Origin of the sequence: Allobosea vaviloviae, from assembly GCF_001298265.1 — a bacterium.
In the GTDB taxonomy this organism is placed as follows: domain Bacteria; phylum Pseudomonadota; class Alphaproteobacteria; order Rhizobiales; family Beijerinckiaceae; genus Allobosea; species Allobosea vaviloviae_B.
On sequence record NZ_LGSZ01000048.1, the window covers coordinates 288,393 to 308,202 of the forward strand.

Here is a 19,810-nt window from a genome sequence, read left to right on the forward strand (position 1 = left end):
GAGCGAATAGCGAGTGGCGAATGGCGAATGGCCGTTCCTGCTCTCTGTTCGCCATTCGCCACTCGCTATTCGCCTGGAACCCAAATGGCTCAAGTCACCCTCACCAACGTCAAGAAGATCTATGCTGGCGGCGTCGAGGCCGTGAAGGGTGTGTCGTTCGACATTCCCGATGGCGGCTTCTGCGTGCTCGTCGGCCCCTCAGGCTGCGGCAAGTCCACGCTCTTGCGCATGGTCGCGGGGCTGGAGACGATCTCGGCCGGCGAGGTCTCGATCGGCACGCGCGTGGTCAACGAGATCGGCCCCGCCGACCGCGACATCGCCATGGTGTTCCAGAACTACGCGCTCTATCCGCATATGAGCGTCTACGAGAACATGTCCTACGGCCTGCGCAACCGCGGCACGCCGAAGGACGAGATCGACGCCCGCGTCAAGGAAGCGGCGCGCATCCTCGCCATCGAGAACCTGCTGGATCGCCGGCCGCGGCAGCTTTCGGGCGGACAGCGCCAGCGCGTCGCGATGGGGCGCGCCATCGTGCGCAAGCCGCAGGTCTTCCTGTTTGACGAACCGCTCTCCAATCTCGACGCCAAGCTGCGCGTGCAGATGCGCGTCGAGATCAAGAAGCTGCAGCGCGCGCTCGGCGTCACCGCGATCTACGTCACGCATGACCAGGTCGAGGCGATGACGCTGTCGGACAAGCTCGTGGTGATGAATGGCGGCCAGGTCGAGCAGATCGGCCTGCCCTCCGACGTCTACAAGAAGCCGGCGAGCAAGTTCGTCGCGACCTTCATCGGTTCGCCGCCGATGAACATCCTGCCCGGCACGATCGACGGCCCCGGGATCGTGGCGCTGGGCGACGCCATCCTCGAGGCGCGCGACCTGCGCCAGGACCTGCCCGCGCAGACCCCGGTCGAGATCGGCCTGCGGCCCGAGGATGTCGAGATCGCATCAGAAGGCCAGGCCGGCTCGCTGCCCTTCGATGTCGAGTTCATCGAGGAACTCGGCGCGACGCAGCTCTTCCACGGCCAGCTCGCGGGCCTGCCCTTCGTGATGCAGGCGGCGACCGACGTCGTGGCCGCCGTGGCCGGGCGGATCTGGATCACCGTCGATCCCGACCGCGTGCATGTGTTCGATACCAAGACGGGCGCGAGGCTCGGGCGCGTCTGAGGTCGGGCGCTTCCCGCGAAGGCAGCGCCCGCTCCTGACAGCTTCTTGCGAATCGGCGCGCGCAGCCGATGGACCGCCTTGCGCCGTCCGCTTATGGTCCGCGCCATGAGCGAGACAGCCCCGACCTCCATTGCGCCCGACCTGAAGCCCGGCGACCATCTCTTTCTGGTCGACGGCTCCAACTTCATCTTCCGGGCCTATTTCCAGTCGATCAACCAGGACCGGAAATACAATGCCCGCTCGGACGGTTTGCCCTCGGGCGCGGTGCGGCTGTTCACGACCAAGCTCTTCCAGTTCGTCCGCGAGGGCGTGCTCGGGGTGCGGCCGACACATCTGGGCATCGTCTTCGACAAGTCGGAGAACTCGTTCCGCAAGGCGATCTACCCGGCCTACAAGGGCAACCGCTCCGAGCCGCCGGCCGACCTCATCCCGCAATTCCCGCTGATGCGCGAGGCGGTGCGCGCCTTCGGGCTGCTGCCGGTCGAGCAGGATGTCTACGAAGCCGACGATCTGATCGCGACCTATGCGAAACAGGCCCGCGAGGCCGGCGCCGACGTGCTGATCGTCTCGGCCGACAAGGATTTGATGCAGCTCGTGCGGCCGGGCGTGGCCATGTACGACCCCGCATCGGGCGACGCCAAGAAGGGCGCCGGCTTCCGGGCCGAGCGCAAGATCGGCGAGCCCGAGGTCGTCGAGTATTTCGGCGTGATGCCCGACAAGGTCACCGACGTCCAGGCGCTGGCCGGCGACGCCACCGATAACGTGCCGGGCGCGCCGGGCATCGGCATCAAGACGGCGGCCCAGCTCATCGGCGAATATGGCGATCTCGACACGCTGCTGGCGCGCGCGGCTGAGATCAAGCAGCCCAAGCGCCGAGAAACCCTGACCAATCCCGAGATCGTCGAGAAGATCCGCATTTCGCACAAGCTGGTGACGCTGGTCGACGATGTCGCGGTCGAGACGCCGCTCTCGCATCTGACGCTCGGCCAGCCCGATCCGGTCAGGCTTGTCGCCTTCCTCAAGGCGATGGAGTTCACTACCATCACGAAGCGTGTGGGCGAGGCCTATGACGCCGATGTCGGCGCGATCGATGCCGATGCGGCGCTGGCGCCGGGCGGCGCACGCGCGGCCGAGCTGAAGGCGCTTTATGTCGGCACTGAGGCGACGACCGATGGACCCGCCGTGCCGGCCTCGCTCGATCCGCTCGCGCCCGGGCAGCCCGGCGGGGCGCCCGCGCCGGCCGGCGAGGGCTGGATGCAGCCGGCCGCGCTGGCCGCCGCGCGCGAGAACGAGGCGCTGGCGAGCAAGATCGATCTCTCGGCCTATGAATGCGTGCGCGATCTCGACGGGCTGAAGCGCTGGATCGGCTGGGCCTATGAGGCCGGCCAGGTCGCGATCGACACGGAGACGAGCGCCATCGACCCGATGCAGGCCGATCTCGTCGGCGTCTCGATGGCGGTGGCGCCGGGGCGGGCCTGCTACATTCCGCTGCAGCATCGCGGCGGCACCGATCTGTTCGGCGGCGGCATGGTCGAGGGGCAAATCCCGCTGGCGGAGGCTCTGGCCGCGCTCAAACCCCTGCTCTGCGATCCCGGCGTCCTCAAGATCGGCCAGAACCTCAAATATGATCTCGTCCTGCTGAAGCGCTACGGCCTCGATGTCTCACCCGTCGACGACACCATGCTGATTTCCTATGCGCTCGACGCCGGCAACAACAGCCACGGCATGGACCGACTCTCGGAGCTGCATCTCGGCCATGAGACGATCACCTTCGGGCAGGTCGCGGGCACCGGCAAAGCGCAGGTGACCTTCGACAAGGTCGCGCTCGACAAGGCGACGGATTACGCCGCCGAGGATGCCGATGTGACGCTGCGGCTCTGGCGCGTGCTGAAGCCGCGCCTCGCCGCCGAGGGCCGGACCACGGTCTACGAGACGCTGGAGCGCCCGCTGATCGGCGTACTCGCCCGGATGGAGGCGCGCGGCATCTCGATCGACCGCCAGATCCTGTCGCGGCTGTCGGGCGAGTTCGCCCAGTCGCTGGCGCGACTGGAGGACGAGATCTACGAGATCGCCGGGGAAAAGTTCACCATCGGCTCACCCAAGCAGCTCGGCGACATCCTGTTCGGCAAGATGGGGCTTTCGGGCGCCAAGAAGACCGCGACGGGCCAATGGGCGACGGGCGCGGGCGTGCTCGAGGAGCTGGCCGAGCAGGGCCATCCGCTGCCCTCAAAGATCCTGGAATGGCGCCAGCTCGCCAAGCTGAAATCGACCTATACCGACTCGCTGCCGGCCTATGTGAACCCGCAGACCAATAGGGTCCACACCTCCTATGCGCTCGCGGCGACCACGACCGGCCGGCTCTCCTCGTCGGAGCCGAACCTGCAGAACATCCCGATCCGCACCGAGGCCGGCCGCAAGATCCGCACCGCCTTCGTCGCGGACAAAGGCCACAAGCTGATCTCGGCGGATTACAGCCAGATCGAACTGCGCCTGCTTGCCCATATCGCCGAGATCCCGCAACTCCGGCAGGCTTTCGCCGATGGTATCGACATCCATGCGATGACGGCGTCGGAGATGTTCGGCGTGCCCGTGCTGGGCATGCCGAGCGAGGTGCGCCGCCGCGCCAAGGCGATCAATTTCGGCATCATCTACGGCATCTCGGCCTTCGGCCTCGCCAACCAGCTCGGCATCGGCCGCGAGGAGGCGAGCGCCTATATCCGCAAGTACTTCGAGCGCTTCCCCGGCATCCGCGACTACATGGACGCGACCAAGACCTTCGTGCGCGCCAACGGCCATGTCGAGACGATCTTCGGGCGGATCTGCCATTTCCCGGCGGTCGCCTCCAAGAACCCCTCGGAGCGCGCCTTCGTCGAGCGCCAGGCGATCAATGCGCCGATCCAAGGGTCGGCCGCCGACATCATCCGCCGGGCGATGATCCGCATGGAGGACGCGCTCACCGCAGCCAGGCTCGATGTCCGCATGCTCCTGCAGGTCCATGACGAGCTGGTCTTCGAGGTGCCCGACGACCAGGTCGAGGCTGCGCTGCCGGTGATCACCCGCGTGATGGTCGAGGCGCCGCATCCGGCGGTGCAGCTGCGGGTGCCGCTCCAGGTCGATGCCCGCGCCGCCGGCAACTGGGACGAGGCGCATTGAGCGGACCCCGACACAGCCGGAACCTTCGCTGACGACCCGACGTTTAACGATGCGACGCGCCGGGGGGCGCGGTTCGCGCGCGTTGGAACCGACATCATGCTCAACTCATCGGCCTGGAAGCCATTCCCGCGCTATATGGCGGAACCCGAGGTCGAGGACTTGCATGAGGACGTCACGCCCTCCGAGCATGACCTGATCGTCCGGTACACGATCATCGGCATCTTCGTGATCCTCGCCACCGCCTCGCTGTACCTGACAAAGGTCATCGCGCTGCCGATCACCGCCGGCATCATCTTCGGCCTGGTGCTCGGACCGGCGGTCGACTGGCTGGTGCGCCGCAATGTCCCGCAGCATCTGGCGGCGGCGATCGTGGTGCTTCTGTTTCTCGGGCTGATCATGGCTGCGATCACGGTGCTCGCCGTCCCCGTGGCTGCCTGGAGCGATCAGGCACCGGCGATGATGACGGCGCTGAAGACCAAGCTCGCCAGCGTCTTCGTGGTGATGGACGAGGCCAAGCATGCCATCGCCTCGCTGATGGGCAAGACCGGCGCCGAACTCAACGTCTCGCAGGGAAATCCGCTGCTCGATATCGCGATGTCGTCCTCGACGGTGGCCGGCGGCCTCCTGATCTTCGTCGCCACCGTCTATTTCTGGCTGGCCACGCGCCGCCACCTCAAGGCGCGCGCGCTGCGCCTCTGCCTCGGACGCGGCGCCCGGAAGTCCGCCGGCGCATTCTTTCAGGAGATCGAAACGCGTGTCGCGCGCTATTTCGGCCTGGTGACGCTGATCAATCTCGGCATGGGCGTCCTCACCATGACGATCGCCTGGATGGCAGGCCTGCCGTTCCCGATCTTCTGGGGCGCGCTCGCCTTCATCCTGAATTATCTCGCCTTCATCGGGCCGATCATCGTCACCGTCATGCTGTTCGCCAGCGCGCTGATCGACGCACCCCTGGTGCTGACGGCGATCTGGCCGGCGGCCGCCTATTTCGTTCTCCATCTGATCGAGGGCAACGCCGTCACGCCGGTCTTCGTCGGCAGCAGGCTGACGGTCTCACCCTTCCTGGTCTTCATCGGCTTCATCTTCTGGCTCTGGCTGTGGGGGCCGGTCGGCGCGGTCCTCTCGACTCCGATCCTGCTCGTCGCCATGGTGGCGCAGGAGGAATTCGCCCGGTATCGCGCCGCGCAGGCCGAGGAGCGCAGCGATCAGCCCGAACGACAAGCGGCGTGAGCCTGACGGGACGGAACCGCTGCGGCCCGTACGCGTTGCCCGGAAAGCTTGTCAGGACTGGACCGTCCGCAGATAGCGACTGATTTTTGAATCCGTTTCACGAAGACCGATCGATGCAGGGGAAAAGCGACATGGCCACCACCACATCCGCGAAGCGTCAGGCTGCGGCCTCCGTGAAGCATGCCAAGGACGAGGTTGCAGCCGGGGCCGAGGAGATGGCCGGCGAGGCACGCGCGACGGCCGCCCGCGTCAAGCGCGAGGCCGGCGCGATCGAGGACAGTCTCGCCCGCGGCGCCGAGGAGCTGGTTGCGACGGTGAGCGAGCGCCTGCGTTCGGTCGGCGTCGATACCGACCGCATGGTCGATGTCGCCAAGGAGCAGGCGACCGATCTGCAGCGCCTGATCGAGGACGAAATCCGCGAGCGGCCGTTGCGCGCCCTGGGCCTGGCGGCGGCTGTCGGCCTGTTCGTCGGCTTCCTCTCGGCGCGCTGAGCCTATGCTGGGGGGAATCGGAGCCTATATCGCGTCGGAGATTTCCGGCGCCGTCAGGCGCAACGTCATCGTCTACGCGCTGATGGGGTTCGCCGTCCTGCTGGTCCTATGCGCCGGGGGCTATGCCCTGAGCGCGCTGCATACGGTCCTGGCGTTGCGATACGGCACGGCGGAGGCCAGCCTGTTCATCGCGGGCGGTCTGTTCGTGGCGGCGTTGATCGCTTTCGGCGCCGCACTTTACGTCAAGAACCGTCGCCGTCCTGCTCGGCCGGTGGCGGCCACCGCATTGGTCGCTGCGCCTCTGATCGCAAAGCTGGTCGGTTCCGGCGTCAAATCCCGCACGGGCTGGCGCATTGCGCTGGTTGGCGGCGTCGTGGTGCTGGGTGCGTTGCTCGGACGGCAGTTCTTCACCGGAGGCGATGACGACGACGAGGCGTGAGGCCTCCGCCCTGGCGTGGCGAACCGGCCGACTGGGCATGACGGCCTTCTGTCTTTTTACATAGGGATCGTGGGTGCCGTCCTGTAACACGGTAGCCATGCTTGCACAGGTGAGGCCCCGCGATCGTTTTTCGGTTCCCATGATTCCAGCCGTTCGGGCGCGTTTGCGTTCGGCCACAACGACGGTGATCGCCATCGGCGTCGTGGCCGTCGCCATCCTGTTGGCGGCTTGGATCAATCTGCAGGCCCAGAACACCGCCGAGCGCGTCTCCCGCGCCATTGCCGTCCGCGAAAACGCCGAGCGCTTCCTCGGCCATTTGCGCGACGCCGAGACCGGTCAGCGCGGCTACATGCTGACGGGGACAGCGAGCTATCTGGTCCCTTTCACGAATGGCCGCAGCGCCGTCCTGCCCGCTCTGCAGACACTCGAACGCCTGGTGGAGACCGATCCGCTGCAGAAGCAGCGCGTCGCCGCGCTTCGGCAGCCCATGGAGCGCAAGCTCGTGGAACTCGACGCCACGGTCGGCCTCACGCGCGACGGCCGCCAAAACGAAGCGCTCGCCATGATCCGCCAAGGTGAGGGCATCGGCGCCATGGACGCGTTGCGCGACAGCATCGAGCAGATCCAGCTGGCCGAGAACACCCTGCTGGTCTCCCTCAACCGCAACGAGGAGCGCCGCCGGCTTTTGGCGAGCATCGGCATCGTCGTGGCCTTGGCCGGCCTCGCCTTCGCCGCTTGGCTGCAATTGCGGACAAGGCAGCGCCGCAGCCTGTCGCTGGCGGTGAGCAACGCCCAGCTGGAACAGATCGTCAGCGAGCGCACGCGGGAACTCGAGAACGAGCGCCTGCGAATCGAGGCCCTGCTGCGCGACGTCAATCACCGCGTCGGCAACAACCTCGCCATGGTCTCGGCACTGCTCAACGTCCAGAGCCGCCAGAGCGGCGAGCCGGCCGTTCGCACGGCCCTGCAGCAGGCGCAGTCGCGCATCCAGGCCATCGCCGCAGGACAGCGGCGTCTGCGCCTGGACATCGAGACCGACGAGATCGACGCGCGGGCTTATATGGAGGATCTGCTGGCCGAGATCGGCAAGGCGGCCGAAGGTCGGCCGATCGAGGTGAGCCTCGCCATGGACGCGATCCGGCTGCCGGGCCGCGACGCGGTGTCCTTCGTCGTCATCGTCAACGAACTGGTGACGAACGCGATCAAGCACGCCTTCCCGAACGGCATGGCCGGCAAGATCGTGGTCCGCCTCGAGGAAACGGTGCAGGAGGATGCGGCCACGCTCGCCCTGTCGGTCGAGGACGACGGCATCGGCATGCCCGGCGAAATCGAGACCAGGGGTCTCGGCCAGACCGTCATCGCAAGCCTGCTCAGAAGCATGCAGGCGACCATGACCTCCGCCCCTCTCGCTCCGGACTCAAGCCGCCCCGGCACCTGCGTGACGCTGACCTTCCCGAAGCGGGACTAGGTCGAGCCCAATGAAAAGGCCCGGTCGTTGAACCGGGCCTTCGTGATGTCACGCGCTCCACGCCGATCAGGCGCTCGTCAGAGCCCCTCGAACAGCGCGCTCGAGATGTAGCGCTCGGCGAAGGACGGGATGATCACGACGATCGTCTTGCCGGCATTCTCCGGCCGCGCGCCGACTTCGAGCGCGGCGGCGATGGCGGCCCCCGACGAGATCCCGGCCGGGATGCCCTCGAACTTGGCCAGCGCCCGCGAGGTCTCGAACGAGGTCTGGTTGCCAACGGTCACGACCTCGTCGATCACCGAACGATCGAGGATGCCGGGCACGAAGCCCGCGCCAATGCCCTGGATCTTGTGGGGGCCGGGCGCCCCGCCCGACAGCACCGGGGAATCCTCGGGCTCGACGGCGACGATCCTGACATTCGGGTTCTTTTCCTTCAGCACCTGACCGACGCCCGTGATGGTGCCGCCTGTGCCGACGCCGGCGATGAAGATGTCGACCTTGCCCTGCGTGTCGTTCCAGATCTCCAGCGCGGTCGTCTTGCGGTGAATCTCGGGGTTGTGCGGGTTCTCGAACTGCTGCGGGATGATCGAGCCCGCAATCTCGGCATTGAGCTCCTCGGCCTTGGCGATCGCGCCGCGCATGCCGCCGGGACCCGGCGTCAGCACAAGCTCGGCACCAAGCAGCGCCAGCATCTTGCGGCGCTCCAGAGACATCGTCTCGGGCATCACCAGGATCAGCCGATAGCCGCGCGCGGCCGCCACAAAAGCGAGCGCAATGCCGGTGTTGCCCGAGGTCGGCTCGATCAGCGTGCCGCCCGGCTTGAGCGCTCCCGACGCCTCCAAGGCGTCGATCATGTTGACGCCGATGCGGTCCTTGACGCTGGAGATCGGGTTGAAGAATTCGAGCTTCGCCAGGATCGTCGCCTTGACGCCGCGCTCGGCTGGCAGGCGGTTGAGCTTGACGAGCGGTGTATCGCCGATGGTGTCGGTGATCGAGTCGTAGATCCGGCCGCGACCGGGCGCTTTCGCCGGGGCGGTCTCGGGCTTACGCGCTGCCTCAGTCATGGGTTTCTCCTGAAAGCGTCGGTCTGGTGCCGTCGATTGAGGACTCACAATAGATCAATTCACGCAGACTGTCGATGAATTCAATAATTCACATTCTATATCGTAAAATCACCGTCGATGCCCATGACGCCGAAGACGGCTTCATCCTGCGCACGGCGACAGAGTTCCTCGACGGTGATGCCGTCCAGCACGGCCAGAAACGCCTGCGAGGCGCGCATCACCTCCGGCCCGATCACGTCGTCGACCAGGCGCGAATGCGGCGCCGGACCGAGCCCGTCATCGCCGGCTTCCTGCATGGCGGCGCGCGCGATGGCTCCGGCGGTGACCCGGCGGCGCTCGCGGGCCAGCTCATAGCCGCCACGCGGGCCGCGCACGCCCTTGAGGATGCCGACCCTGACCAATGCCTGCAGCAGCGTTTCGAGATGGCGCGGCGGCAGATCGTGCCGGGCCGCCAGATGCTTGGCCGCCACCGGCGAGGGTCTGGCGTGCAGGGCGATGTCGACCACGGCCGCGATCGCGAGCTGGCTGCGGCGGGAGAGGAGGATCATCAGACGCTATCCTTGCCGAAAACCACGCCGCCGTCGATTCCCGTCGAGCCGAAGGCACCGGCTCCACGGGGCGTGTCGTCCAGGCGATCCGTTTCCGTGAGCAGAGCCTGCGTGACCGGGGCGATCACCAATTGCGCGATGCGGTCCCCACGCTGGATCGTGAAGGAGACGTCGCCCAGATTGACCAGGATGGCCGTAATCTCGCCGCGAAAGTCGCTGTCGACCGTCCCCGGCGCGTTCAGCACGGTAACGCCGTGCCGAAAGGCCAACCCGGAACGGGGGCGCACTTGAGCCTCGAAACCGACAGGCAATTGAATGGAGAGCCCCGTTGGAACGGCCTGGCGCTCGCCGGGCGCGATCACCAGGGCTTCCCCTTCGCCGAGCGCCGCGCGCAGGTCGAGGCCTGCCGCTCCCGCAGTCTCATAGGCTGGCAAGGGCAGGCCGAGGCCGTGGCCGACGCGCCGTACGGGAACGGTGACCATGCCGTCAGACTCCGGTCCGGACCGGCACGAGCCCCGCGATATGGGCCATCAGGCGGGTCGCGACCTCCTGTTTCGCCAGCGTCGGCCAGTTCTCGACACCGTCGCGCGTCACCAGATGCACGGTGTTGGCGTCTCCGCCCATCACCCCGGTGCCGCCGACATCATTGGCGACGATCAAGTCGCAGCCCTTCCTCGCCAGCTTTGCCTGCGCATAGGCGATGACGTTCTGCGTTTCCGCGGCAAAGCCGACGACCAGGGCCGGTCGGGCGCTTTGTCGATGCGCCACGGTGGCGAGGATGTCGGGGTTCTCGATCAGGGCGAGCGGCGGCAGGCCACTGCCGTCCTTCTTCATTTTCTCGGGCGTGGCGTCGGCCACGCGCCAATCGGCCACGGCAGCGGCGAAGATCGCGATGTCGGCCGGCAGCGCCGCCTCGACAGCGGCCAGCATCTCGCGGGCGGATTCGACATGAACGGTCTCGACGCCCTCGGGATCGGGGATCGCGACCGGGCCGGAGACCAGCGTCACCCGTGCGCCGGCGGCGGCCGCCGCAGCAGCGAGAGCATGACCCTGCTTGCCCGAGGAGCGGTTGGCGATGTAGCGCACCGGGTCGATCGCCTCATGTGTCGGCCCCGATGTCACCAGCACATGCCGGCCCGCGAGCGCACCCTGTTCGCCGGCGCCTCCGGGCAAACGGCCGAGGAACCCGATCGCGCGCTGGCCCGGCGCCTCGTCGGCCAAGGCGCGTTCGATCGCGGCCAGGATTTCAGCGGGCTCGGCCATGCGGCCCGGCCCGCTCTCGCCGCGCTCCGCCATGGCGCCGGAATTGGGGCCCACGACCAGCACGCCGTCCTTCTCGAGCTGCGCCATGTTGCGCCGCGTCGCCGGGTGCTGCCACATGCGCGGGTTCATGGCCGGCGCGATCAGGACGCGCTTGTCGGTGGCGAGCAGCGCCGTCGATGCCAGATCATTGGCCAGCCCCGTCGCCATCTTGGCGATCAGGTCGGCGGTGGCCGGCGCCACGACGAGCAGATCGGTCGAGCGCGACAGGGCGATATGGCCGATATCGGCCTCGTCGGTCAGCGAGAACAGATCGGTGAAGCAGCGCTCGCCAGCCAGCGTCCCGACTGACAACGGCGTCACGAATTCCTCGCCCGCCTTGGTCAGGATGGCGCGCGTGGCGATCCCGCGATCCTTCAGCCGACGGATCAGCTCCAGGCATTTATAGGCGGCGATGCCGCCGCCGATGATGAGGAGGATGGAGCGGGAGGCGGACAAGGCGGGGCTCCTGAGCCTTGAGATGAACGTTACCTAGCATCGCTGGGCTAGGGCTGTCATCGGGCGCTCACGTCATGCTCGGGCTTGACCCGAGCATCTCCGGCAAGAGATTCTCGGGTCTGCGCTTCGCTTCGCCCAAGAATGACGGCAAGGCTCATCACCTAAACGGCGGCTCGTCGAAGCTGCGCAGCTTGCGCGAATGGATCGTCGATCCCGCCTTCTTCAGCTTTTCCAGCGCCGCGAGCCCGATCCGCAGATGCTCGCTGACTGCGCGCTCGTAGAAGGCGTTGGCGGCGCCGGGCAGCTTGATTTCGCCGTGCAGCGGCTTGTCGGAGACGCAGAGAAGCGTGCCGTAAGGCACGCGTAAGCGGTAGCCCTGCGCCGCGATGGTGCCCGATTCCATGTCGACCGCGATGGCACGCGACAGGTTGATCCGGCGACGCTCCTTGGTCCAGCGCAGCTCCCAGTTGCGGTCGTCCTGGGTCACCACGGTGCCGGTGCGCAGCCGGTTCTTCAGCTTGTCGCCCCTCTCGCCGGTGACCTCGGCTGCCGCCTCCTGCAACGCGACCTGCACCTCCGCCAGCGCGGGCACGGGCACATCGGGCGGCACCAGTTCGTCGAGGATGCCGTCCTGCCGGAGATAGGCATGGGCCAGGACGTAGTCTCCGATGATCTGCGTCTGGCGTAAGCCCCCGCAATGGCCGACCATCAGCCAGCAATGCGGCCGCAGCACCGCGAGATGGTCGGTGATGTTCTTCGCGTTGGAGGGGCCGACGCCGATATTGACCAGCGTCACGCCCTGGCCGTTCTCGCGGATCAGGTGATAGGCCGGCATCTGGAAGCGGTGCCAAGGCGACGACATCACCCGCTCGGCGGCGCTGACATCGATGCCATCGCGCTCGATCCGCACCCCGCCGGGCGTCACCAGCGCCAACGCCGTGCCGGCCTCGATCTCGGCAATGCCGAGCCGGACGAACTGGTCGACATAGCGGTGGTAGTTGGTCAGCAGCACCCAGGGCTGCACGGCGCGCCAATCGGTGCCGGTGTAGTGGACCAGCCGCCGCAGCGAATAGTCCACGCGCACGGCGTCGAACAGCGAGAGCGGCCGTGGTTCGCCATCGACGATGTCGAAGGTGCCGTCGGCGATCTCGTCGCCGACCAGCGAGAGCAGCGGCGTCGGGAAATGCCGCGCCAGCTCCGCGGCCGTGATCTCGCCGCGTCCGAGTTCGTCGCCGCCCTCGAGCGCGTAGGGGTAGGGGATTTCCTGCGAGCTGATCCCGGTTTCGATGGTCGCGCCATATTCGTCGACCAGCGGCTGCAACTGGTCGAGCAGATAGCCGCGGAACTCGGCCGGCTGGGTCACCGTCGTCGAATAGATGCCGGGCGCTGCGAATTTGGCATAGCCGCGCCGCGTCGCCGCGGGCAGCCTGGACGGTTCGTAGGTGACGCGCAGCAGCGGGTAGCGGTAGCACGCCCGCTCCCCGGCGCTGGGCGGCTGCCCCGTCTCGAAGAAGCGCTGCAGGTCGTCCCGCAACGCCGCTCTCGCCTCGGCATAGAGCGCCTCGAGCCTGTCGAGGGCGGCAGCGGGAGTGGAGGCGGTCTCGAACGTCATGGGCGGCGTCCTTTCGTTCGGGCGAGCTTTAGCCGGGGGCTAGGTCGCGTGACAACTGCCAGCCTCTGACAGCGGAGGCGGGTTGACTCCCGGCGGGCCGCAATTTACTAAACCTATGAGTTAACTAATGTGCCGCCGCATGCAGGCACCGATGCGCTTCGGGTCAGGGAAAACCGCGTCATGAAAACCGTTCTGCTCGGCCTCGTCGCTCTTGTCGTCATCGCGGTCGCGATCGTGCTGATCCTCGCCGCGATGAAGCCGGATACGTTCCAGGTCCAGCGTTCGATCGCGATCCAGGCGCCGCCGGAGCGCATCCAGCCGCTGATCGCCGATTTCAGGGCCTGGGGGGCCTGGTCGCCCTGGGAGAAGAAGGACCCCGCCATGACGCGCAGCTTCAGCGGTGCGGATAGCGGGGTCGGCGCTCGCTATGCCTGGGAGGGCGACAAGACTGTCGGGCGCGGCAGCATGGAGATCGTCGAGGTGGCGCCGACAAAGGTCGCTCTCAAGCTCGATTTCATCGCGCCGTTCGAGGCCCACAACGCAGCCGTCTTTGCGCTGCTGCCCCAGGGCCATACGACGAATGTCGTCTGGACGATGACCGGGCCGACTCCATTCCTCGGCAAAATCGTCCATGTCTTCATGAACATGGACAGGATGATCGGCGGCGATTTCGAGGCGGGCCTGGCCGCGATGAAAGCCGCGGCCGAACGCCGCTCCTGACGAGATCCGAGGTCAAACTCCAACCGGAAAGGACAAGCCCATGTTCGCAAAACCGCAGACGGAACACGACTGGCTGCAGCAGCTCGTCGGTGAATGGACCTCGGAGATGGACTGCGCGACGGGCCCCGGCCAGCCGCGATCGAAATCGACAGGCCGGGAAACCGTGCGCTCGCTCGGAGGGCTCTGGACGCTCTGCGAAGGCGAGGGCGAGATGCCCGACGGCTCGACCGGCAAGACCCTGTTGACGCTCGGCTTCGACCCCGTGAAAGGCCGCTTCGTCGGCAGCTGGATCGGCTCGATGATGACGCATCTCTGGCTCTACGAAGGCGCGCTCGACGAGAGCGGCAAGGTGCTGACGCTCGAAAGCTCAGGGCCGAACCTGATGGGCGACGGCGCCATCATCCCCTATCGCGACGTGATCACCATGGTCGGCCCCGATCACCGCATCCTGGCGTCCTACACACCCGACGGGGATGGCGGCTGGACCGAGTTCATGACCGCCGAGTACCGCCGCAAGGCGTGATCGCCCGCTTCCCAAGCGCAGGAGAGACCGATGAAGATCGCCCCCTATCTGATGTTCGACGGCCATTGCCGCGAGGCCTTCACCCTCTATGAGGCCGTCTTCGGCGGCAAGATCCTCGCCATGATGGACCATCGCGGCACGCCGGCCGAGGCGCATGTCCCGCCGGAATGGGTCGACAAGATCATGCACGCCTGCCTGGAGATCGAAGGCCAGATGCTGATGGCGTCCGACGCGCCGCCCGATCGCAGCGACGGCCCGATGCGCAGCGTGTCGGTGTCCGTCAACGTCACCGACATAGCCGAAGCGGAACGCATCTTCGCCGGCTTGTCGGACGGTGCGACGATCCAGATGCCGATGGCGGAAACCTTCTGGTCGCCGCGCTTCGGCATGCTGCGAGACCGCTTCGGGACGAACTGGATGATCGGCGCCGAGATGCCGGCCGACAAGGCCGATTGTGGCTGAGCTGCCTGTCATTCCGGGGCGCCGCGACAGCGGCGAACCCGGAACCCACGACCGGGTGAACGCCGAGGGGTGAACATCAGTTTCGGGCAGCCGGTTGAGGCGCACCCCGTCGTGGGTTCCGGGTTCTTCGCTCCGCGAAGCCCCGGAATGACAGATGTTACCCCAGCACCGCCCAGGCGAGCAGGCCTGTGATCATCCACAGCGCCCAGTTGCCCCAGCGGTTGCGCTGGGCCTCGGCCCGGCCGATCGCCGCCACGCTGCGCTCGTCGAGCGAAAAACCGTGGCGCGAGGCGTCCTCGAGCTGGCCCAGCACGCGCTCGGCCCGGACCAGCGTCTCTGGCAGTCGCGAGAGACTGCCCAGCACCGAACCCGCGCCGCGCCCTGCATCCTGCAGCCGGCCGAGCGGCCCGAGATTCTGCGTGATCCACTCGCGAACGACCGGCTCGGCCGTGGTCCACATGTCGAGCTGCGGATCGAGCGTGCGGGCGACGCCTTCGACCACCACCATCGTCTTCTGCAGCATGACGAGCTCGGTGCGCGTCGCCATGTCGAACATGCCGGTGATCTCGAAGAGCAGCGTCAGGACCTTGGCCATCGAAATCTGGTCGGCGCTCTTGTCGTGAATCGGCTCGCCGACCGCGCGGATCGCCTGGGCGAAATCGGCGACGTCGTGATGAACCGGCACATAGCCGGCCTCGAAATGCACCTCGGCGACGCGGCGGTAGTCGCGGGTGATGAAGCCGAGCAGGATTTCGGCGAGGAAGCGCCGCTCCTTCAGGCCGAGGCGGCCCATGATGCCGCCATCGACGGCGACGAGGCGCCCCTGTGCATCGACGAACAGGTTCCCCGGATGCATGTCGGCATGGAAGAAACCGTCGCGGATCGCATGCTTCAGGAAGGACTGGATGACGATGCGCCCGAGCGTCGGCAAATCATGGCCGGCCGCGCGCAGGCCCTCGATGTCGGAGAGGCGGACACCGTCGATCCATTCGTCGACCAGCATTTCGCGCGCGGTCAATTGCCAGTCGGGCTGCGGCACGCGGAAATCCAAGTCTTCCTTGGTATTCTCTGCGAATTCGGAGAGTGCGGCGGCTTCCAGCCGCAGATCCATCTCCATCGTCACCGAGCGCGCCAGCGTCTCGACGACGCCGGTCATGCGCAGGCGCCGCGCCTCGGCCGAGCGGGTCTCGGCCAGTTCCGCGCCGAAGCGCATCGCGCCGAGATCGCGGTGGAAGCGGTCGCGGATGCCGGGCCGCAGGATCTTGACCGCAACCTCGCGGCCGTCATGCAGCCTCGCGCGGTGGACCTGGGCGATGGAGGCGGCGGCGACGGGCTCGCCGAAGGATGCGAAGACCTGCTCGACTGGCCTGCCATGCGCCGCCTCGACGATGGCGCGCGCCTGCGCCATCGGAAAGGGCGGCATCCGGTCCTGCAGCGCCGAGAGATCGGAGGCGATCTTCATGCCGACGACGTCGGGCCGCGTCGCCAGGAACTGACCGAACTTGACATAGGACGGCCCCAGCCGCGTCAGCGCGGCCGCCAGCCGCGTCGCCGAGGTGCCGGCGCCGCGGCGCTCGATCAATCGCCCGAGCCGGATCGCCCCGCGCGCCAGCGGCGGCAGAACGGACGGATCGACCAAAGCGAGCGCGCCCTCACGCGCCAGCACGAAGCCGACACGGGCGGTGCGGGCGAGATGGAAGAGGGATGAGATCATGACTCAGTCGTCATGGTCGGGCCAGACCCGACCATCTCCTGCCGAAAAAGGCTCCCGTCGAGAGATGCTCGGGTCAAGCCCGAGCATGACGCGAGGCTCATGATCACAGCTTCCAGCCGGAATGCAGCGCCACGACCCCGCCGGTCATGGGCGTGTACTTCGCGCGGCGGAAGCCGGCGGCCTCGATCATCCCGACGAAAGCCTGCGGCCTGGGGAATTTCCGGATCGATTCGACCAGATACTGGTAGGGCTCGGCCTCGCCCGTCACCATGCGGCCCATCGGCGGGATGACGTTGAAGGAATAGGCCTCGTAGACCTTGTCCAGCAGCGGCACGTCGACATGGCTGAATTCGAGGCACAGGAAGCGCCCGCCGCGCTTGAGCACGCGATAGGCTTCGGCCAGCGCCTTGTCGATGCGCGGGACATTGCGAATGCCGAAGGCGATCGTGTAGCAGTCGAAATGGCCGTCGGGCAGGCCGAGTTCCTCGGCATTGCCCTGGACGAAACGGATACGCTCGTCATCGGGAAAGCGCTTAGCCGCACGGTCGCGGCCGACGCTCAGCATCTGCGCGTTGATATCGAGCACGGTGACGTCGGTCTGCGGCCCGCCGGCCTCCAGCACGGAGAAGGCGACGTCGCCCGTGCCTCCGGCGACATCGAGATGGTGGAAGGGCCGGTCCTTGGGCGGATGGATCGCCGTCAGCAGGGCGCTCTTCCAGGCCCGGTGCAGCCCCGCCGACATCAGGTCGTTCATCAGGTCGTAGCGGCCTGCCACCTTGTGGAAGACGTCGTCGACCTTGGCCTGCTTCTCGGCCAGCGGCACGGTCTCGAAGCCGAAATGGGTGGTGTCGGAAGCTGCTGTCACGATCGGGCTGGCCTTGTGCAAAATCGATCTTGTTTTCGCCTGTGGCGATGCATAGCCAAACGAGCGGGGCTTGTCGCGGGCCCTTTCGCCGCAAGTCTCTCCGAAGGTCTCGACCATGCCCGAACTCCCCGAGGTCGAAACCGTCAGGCGCGGGCTGGAGCCCGCCATGCTCGGGCAGAGATTCGCCCGCATCGAGCAGAACCGGCCCGATCTGCGTTTCCCCCTGCCCGATCGCTTCGTCGAGCGGCTGAGCGGGCGGCGTGTCGAGGCGCTGTCGCGGCGTGCGAAATACCTGATCGCCGATCTCGACGACGGGCAGGCGCTGATCATGCATCTGGGCATGAGCGGGCGCTTCGTCGTCGAGGCGCCCGGCACGAAGCCGGTCGAGCCCGGTGCCTATTACAACGAGATCGGCCGGCACCTGATCCACGACCATGTCGTCTTCCACATGGGATCGGGCGCCCGCATCACCTATAACGACGTGCGCCGCTTCGGCTTCATGGACCTCGTGCCGCGCGCCGAGCTGGCGGCCTCGAAGCATTTCGCCGGGATGGGTATCGAACCGCTCGGCAACGAACTCTCCGGCGAGACGCTGGCGCGGCTGTTCGCCGGCAAGGTCGCGCCGCTGAAGGCCGCCCTGCTCGACCAGCGGCTCGTGGCGGGCTTGGGCAACATCTATGTCTGCGAGGCGCTGTTCCGGGCGGGCCTCCATCCGGAGGCCGAGGCGGGCTCGATTGCCACGCCGACGGGCCGGCCGCGCCCTGCGGCCCATGCGCTGGCGCAGATCATCCGCGAGGTGCTGGAGGAGGCGATCCTGTCGGGTGGCTCGACGCTGCGCGACTTCGCCCATGCCGACGGCTCGCTCGGCTATTTCCAGCATCGCTTCAGGGTCTATGACCGCGAAGGTGAGCCCTGCACGGCGCCGGGCTGCGGCATGGCGGTCAAGCGGCTGGTCCAGTCCGGCCGCTCGACCTTCTATTGCGAAAGCTGCCAACCGAGACACTGAGCGCGGCCGTCAGCGCTTCGGCTGTTCCGGGAATTCGAGCTTCGAGACATCGTAGCCGAGTTCGGCGGCGCGCTTCACCAGCCGCTGGCGTTGCGCCGCGCCGATCTGCGGGTTGCGCGTGAAGATATAGAGGTCCTTCAGGGTCGGATCGGCCGAGATGAACCAGCTGTAGTCGTTGGCGCGATCGAGGACCCAGTAGTCGCGCACCACCGGCACGACGCCGAAGACCGTGTAGGTCACGCGCAGCTTGGCGTTGGTGCCGGGATCGAGGATCTCGCCGGGACCGCCGATCGTCTTGAGCTCTCCGGTCGGCGTGCCCATACGGCAGGAATCGAGCACCTCGATCCGCCCGCCCGGCCGCTTGTATTCGGTCGCGCCGGCGACGCAGCCATCGGTAATCGCCATCGGCCGCCGGGCGATCTCGTGCCAGAGGCCGGTATAGAGACGCGCCGCATCGATGGTTTTGGCGGGCTGCGGTGCGTTTTCGGCAGAGATGTTTGCGCCGGCACAGCCGGAGAGCATGACACCGGCAAACAGGGCGGCGAGGATTGGGCGCTTCATGATGGTCTCCGCTGCCCCCAGCGCGAGCGGCCCTGACCGGCCGCTTTTCATGGGACCTATACGCGTGAAGCCGATATTCGGTTCAACAAGCCTGGCGCAGCAGGACGGCAACGGGCCGCCATCGCGCAACCTGCCTTGCGCGGGCGCGCATGGACCGGCGCCCGCCGCCCGGCTAATGCTCTGCCGAAGAGATCATCCGGGAGGCTGCCATGGCTTATGAGACCATCCTCGTCGAGACGAAGGGCAAGGTCGGCGTCGTCACGCTGAACCGGCCCCAGGCGCTGAACGCGCTGAACGGACAGCTCATCGCCGAGATCAACACGGCGCTGGACGGTTTCGAGAAGGATCCCGCCATCGGCTGCATTGTGCTCACCGGCTCGGAGAAGGCCTTCGCCGCCGGCGCCGACATCAAGGAGATGCAGGGCCGCACCTATCCCGAGACCTATCTCGACGACAAATTCGCCGATTGGGATCGCATCGGCCAGCGCCGCAAGCCGATCATCGCCGGGGTCGCCGGCTTCGCGCTCGGCGGCGGCTGCGAACTCGCCATGATGTGCGACTTCATCATCGCCGCCGACAACGCCAAATTCGGCCAGCCCGAGATCAATCTCGGCGTCATCCCCGGCGCAGGCGGCACGCAGCGGCTGACCCGGGCCATCGGCAAGGCCAAGGCGATGGATCTCTGCCTCACCGGCCGGATGATGGACGTCAACGAGGCCGAGCGTGCCGGGCTGGTGGCCCGCATCGTGCCGCTCGCCGATCTGATGGCCGAGGTGATGAAGGCGGCCGACGCCATCGCCGCCAAGTCGCTGCCCTCCGTGCTGATGGCCAAGGAAACCGTCAACCGCGCCTTCGAGGTCACGCTGGCCGAAGGCGTGCGCTTCGAGCGCCGGCTGTTCTCCTCCCTCTTCGCGACGCAGGACCAGAAAGAGGGCATGGCCGCCTTCGCCGAGAAGCGGAAGCCCGACTTCAAGAACAGCTGACGAGCCATTCGAGCAGCGCGCCCCCTGAGAATCGAGATCTGCCATGACC

19 protein-coding genes are annotated in these 19,810 nt (G+C 67.1%); 11 read left to right on the forward strand and 8 right to left on the reverse strand.

Translation table 11 applies throughout. The features are described from left to right. The first annotated feature begins 84 nt into the window (after positions 1-84). The 6 genes from AE618_RS17515 to AE618_RS17540 all read left to right on the forward strand — a co-directional run bounded on the left by AE618_RS17515 (position 85) and on the right by AE618_RS17540 (position 7,945). Positions 85-1,164, forward strand: a complete 1,080-nt coding sequence (locus AE618_RS17515) for a sn-glycerol-3-phosphate import ATP-binding protein UgpC (RefSeq protein ID WP_054210333.1) — start codon at positions 85-87, stop codon at positions 1,162-1,164. Between the two features lie 105 nt (positions 1,165-1,269). Next, the gene (gene polA, locus AE618_RS17520; RefSeq protein WP_054210507.1) at positions 1,270-4,317 is read left to right on the forward strand and encodes a DNA polymerase I; all 3,048 of its coding nucleotides are present in this window, start codon (positions 1,270-1,272) and stop codon (positions 4,315-4,317) included. Positions 4,318-4,413: 96 nt separating this feature from the next. Further along, positions 4,414-5,547, forward strand: a complete 1,134-nt coding sequence (locus tag AE618_RS17525; RefSeq protein WP_054210334.1) for an AI-2E family transporter — start codon at positions 4,414-4,416, stop codon at positions 5,545-5,547. 131 nt (positions 5,548-5,678) lie between these two features. Further along, on the forward strand, positions 5,679-6,038 hold the full coding sequence (locus AE618_RS17530; RefSeq protein ID WP_054210335.1) for a DUF883 C-terminal domain-containing protein: 360 nt from the start codon (positions 5,679-5,681) through the stop codon (positions 6,036-6,038). A 4-nt stretch (positions 6,039-6,042) separates the two neighbouring features. Next, on the forward strand, positions 6,043-6,477 hold the full coding sequence (locus AE618_RS17535) for a hypothetical protein (RefSeq protein WP_054210336.1): 435 nt from the start codon (positions 6,043-6,045) through the stop codon (positions 6,475-6,477). 163 nt (positions 6,478-6,640) lie between these two features. After that, positions 6,641-7,945 (forward strand): sensor histidine kinase, encoded by a 1,305-nt coding sequence (locus AE618_RS17540; RefSeq protein ID WP_054210337.1) that lies wholly within the window; start codon positions 6,641-6,643, stop codon positions 7,943-7,945. Between the two features lie 77 nt (positions 7,946-8,022). Here AE618_RS17540 and cysK read toward each other — a convergent pair whose 3' ends face one another. The 5 genes from cysK to AE618_RS17565 all read right to left on the reverse strand — a co-directional run bounded on the left by cysK (position 8,023) and on the right by AE618_RS17565 (position 12,927). Further along, on the reverse strand, positions 8,023-9,009 hold the full coding sequence (gene cysK / locus AE618_RS17545) for a cysteine synthase A (RefSeq protein ID WP_054210338.1): 987 nt from the start codon (positions 9,007-9,009) through the stop codon (positions 8,023-8,025). 95 nt (positions 9,010-9,104) lie between these two features. Beyond that, positions 9,105-9,557: an RrF2 family transcriptional regulator gene (locus AE618_RS17550; RefSeq protein WP_054210339.1), complete on the reverse strand. Its 453-nt coding sequence runs from the start codon at positions 9,555-9,557 to the stop codon at positions 9,105-9,107. Then, complete coding sequence (gene dut / locus AE618_RS17555) at positions 9,557-10,039, reverse strand: dUTP diphosphatase (RefSeq protein WP_054210340.1); 483 nt, start codon at positions 10,037-10,039, stop codon at positions 9,557-9,559. Before dut ends, AE618_RS17550 begins: the two co-directional genes overlap by 1 nt. A gap of 4 nt (positions 10,040-10,043) precedes the next feature. Further along, entirely contained in the window at positions 10,044-11,315 is a 1,272-nt protein-coding gene (locus tag AE618_RS17560) for a phosphopantothenoylcysteine decarboxylase (protein WP_054210341.1), read from the reverse strand. 157 nt (positions 11,316-11,472) lie between these two features. Further along, positions 11,473-12,927: an AMP nucleosidase gene (locus AE618_RS17565; RefSeq protein WP_054210342.1), complete on the reverse strand. Its 1,455-nt coding sequence runs from the start codon at positions 12,925-12,927 to the stop codon at positions 11,473-11,475. 180 nt (positions 12,928-13,107) lie between these two features. Between AE618_RS17565 and AE618_RS17570 the strand changes: the two genes are divergently transcribed. Genes AE618_RS17570 through AE618_RS17580 form a run of 3 tightly spaced genes read left to right on the forward strand, consistent with a single transcriptional unit; the run spans position 13,108 to position 14,632 of the window. Beyond that, the gene (locus tag AE618_RS17570) at positions 13,108-13,647 is read left to right on the forward strand and encodes an SRPBCC family protein (RefSeq protein WP_054210343.1); all 540 of its coding nucleotides are present in this window, start codon (positions 13,108-13,110) and stop codon (positions 13,645-13,647) included. A 40-nt stretch (positions 13,648-13,687) separates the two neighbouring features. Further along, the gene (locus AE618_RS17575) at positions 13,688-14,170 is read left to right on the forward strand and encodes a DUF1579 domain-containing protein (protein ID WP_054210344.1); all 483 of its coding nucleotides are present in this window, start codon (positions 13,688-13,690) and stop codon (positions 14,168-14,170) included. Positions 14,171-14,200: 30 nt separating this feature from the next. Then, the gene (locus AE618_RS17580) at positions 14,201-14,632 is read left to right on the forward strand and encodes a VOC family protein (protein ID WP_054210345.1); all 432 of its coding nucleotides are present in this window, start codon (positions 14,201-14,203) and stop codon (positions 14,630-14,632) included. Positions 14,633-14,789: 157 nt separating this feature from the next. Here AE618_RS17580 and ubiB read toward each other — a convergent pair whose 3' ends face one another. Beyond that, complete coding sequence (gene ubiB, locus AE618_RS17585) at positions 14,790-16,346, reverse strand: 2-polyprenylphenol 6-hydroxylase (protein ID WP_054210346.1); 1,557 nt, start codon at positions 16,344-16,346, stop codon at positions 14,790-14,792. Positions 16,347-16,449: 103 nt separating this feature from the next. Further along, a complete protein-coding gene (gene ubiE / locus AE618_RS17590) occupies positions 16,450-17,211 on the reverse strand; it encodes a bifunctional demethylmenaquinone methyltransferase/2-methoxy-6-polyprenyl-1,4-benzoquinol methylase UbiE (protein WP_248310921.1) in 762 nt (253 codons plus the stop codon). Positions 17,212-17,326: 115 nt separating this feature from the next. Here ubiE and mutM point away from each other — a divergent pair, with 115 nt between their 5' ends. After that, positions 17,327-18,217, forward strand: a complete 891-nt coding sequence (gene mutM, locus AE618_RS17595) for a bifunctional DNA-formamidopyrimidine glycosylase/DNA-(apurinic or apyrimidinic site) lyase (RefSeq protein ID WP_054210347.1) — start codon at positions 17,327-17,329, stop codon at positions 18,215-18,217. 9 nt (positions 18,218-18,226) lie between these two features. Here mutM and AE618_RS17600 read toward each other — a convergent pair whose 3' ends face one another. After that, complete coding sequence (locus AE618_RS17600; RefSeq protein ID WP_054210509.1) at positions 18,227-18,778, reverse strand: lipocalin family protein; 552 nt, start codon at positions 18,776-18,778, stop codon at positions 18,227-18,229. Between the two features lie 209 nt (positions 18,779-18,987). Here AE618_RS17600 and AE618_RS17605 point away from each other — a divergent pair, with 209 nt between their 5' ends. Continuing rightward, on the forward strand, positions 18,988-19,761 hold the full coding sequence (locus AE618_RS17605) for an enoyl-CoA hydratase (RefSeq protein ID WP_054210348.1): 774 nt from the start codon (positions 18,988-18,990) through the stop codon (positions 19,759-19,761). Positions 19,762-19,810: the final 49 nt, after the last annotated feature.

What these genes read in the sequence shown, in the direction of transcription:
- ubiB (WP_054210346.1), bottom strand. Translation starts at nt 16,346, where the DNA reads ATGATCTCATCCCTCTTCCATCTCGCCCGCACCGCCCGTGTCGGCTTC.
- AE618_RS17525 (WP_054210334.1), top strand. Translation starts at nt 4,414, where the DNA reads ATGCTCAACTCATCGGCCTGGAAGCCATTCCCGCGCTATATGGCGGAA.
- AE618_RS17580 (WP_054210345.1), top strand. Translation starts at nt 14,201, where the DNA reads ATGAAGATCGCCCCCTATCTGATGTTCGACGGCCATTGCCGCGAGGCC.
- AE618_RS17605 (WP_054210348.1), top strand. Translation starts at nt 18,988, where the DNA reads ATGGCTTATGAGACCATCCTCGTCGAGACGAAGGGCAAGGTCGGCGTC.
- AE618_RS17565 (WP_054210342.1), bottom strand. Translation starts at nt 12,927, where the DNA reads ATGACGTTCGAGACCGCCTCCACTCCCGCTGCCGCCCTCGACAGGCTC.
- mutM (WP_054210347.1), top strand. Translation starts at nt 17,327, where the DNA reads ATGCCCGAACTCCCCGAGGTCGAAACCGTCAGGCGCGGGCTGGAGCCC.
- AE618_RS17515 (WP_054210333.1), top strand. Translation starts at nt 85, where the DNA reads ATGGCTCAAGTCACCCTCACCAACGTCAAGAAGATCTATGCTGGCGGC.
- cysK (WP_054210338.1), bottom strand. Translation starts at nt 9,009, where the DNA reads ATGACTGAGGCAGCGCGTAAGCCCGAGACCGCCCCGGCGAAAGCGCCC.
- AE618_RS17570 (WP_054210343.1), top strand. Translation starts at nt 13,108, where the DNA reads ATGAAAACCGTTCTGCTCGGCCTCGTCGCTCTTGTCGTCATCGCGGTC.
- dut (WP_054210340.1), bottom strand. Translation starts at nt 10,039, where the DNA reads ATGGTCACCGTTCCCGTACGGCGCGTCGGCCACGGCCTCGGCCTGCCC.
- polA (WP_054210507.1), top strand. Translation starts at nt 1,270, where the DNA reads ATGAGCGAGACAGCCCCGACCTCCATTGCGCCCGACCTGAAGCCCGGC.
- AE618_RS17535 (WP_054210336.1), top strand. Translation starts at nt 6,043, where the DNA reads ATGCTGGGGGGAATCGGAGCCTATATCGCGTCGGAGATTTCCGGCGCC.
- AE618_RS17600 (WP_054210509.1), bottom strand. Translation starts at nt 18,778, where the DNA reads ATGAAGCGCCCAATCCTCGCCGCCCTGTTTGCCGGTGTCATGCTCTCC.
- AE618_RS17575 (WP_054210344.1), top strand. Translation starts at nt 13,688, where the DNA reads ATGTTCGCAAAACCGCAGACGGAACACGACTGGCTGCAGCAGCTCGTC.
- AE618_RS17530 (WP_054210335.1), top strand. Translation starts at nt 5,679, where the DNA reads ATGGCCACCACCACATCCGCGAAGCGTCAGGCTGCGGCCTCCGTGAAG.
- AE618_RS17550 (WP_054210339.1), bottom strand. Translation starts at nt 9,557, where the DNA reads ATGATCCTCCTCTCCCGCCGCAGCCAGCTCGCGATCGCGGCCGTGGTC.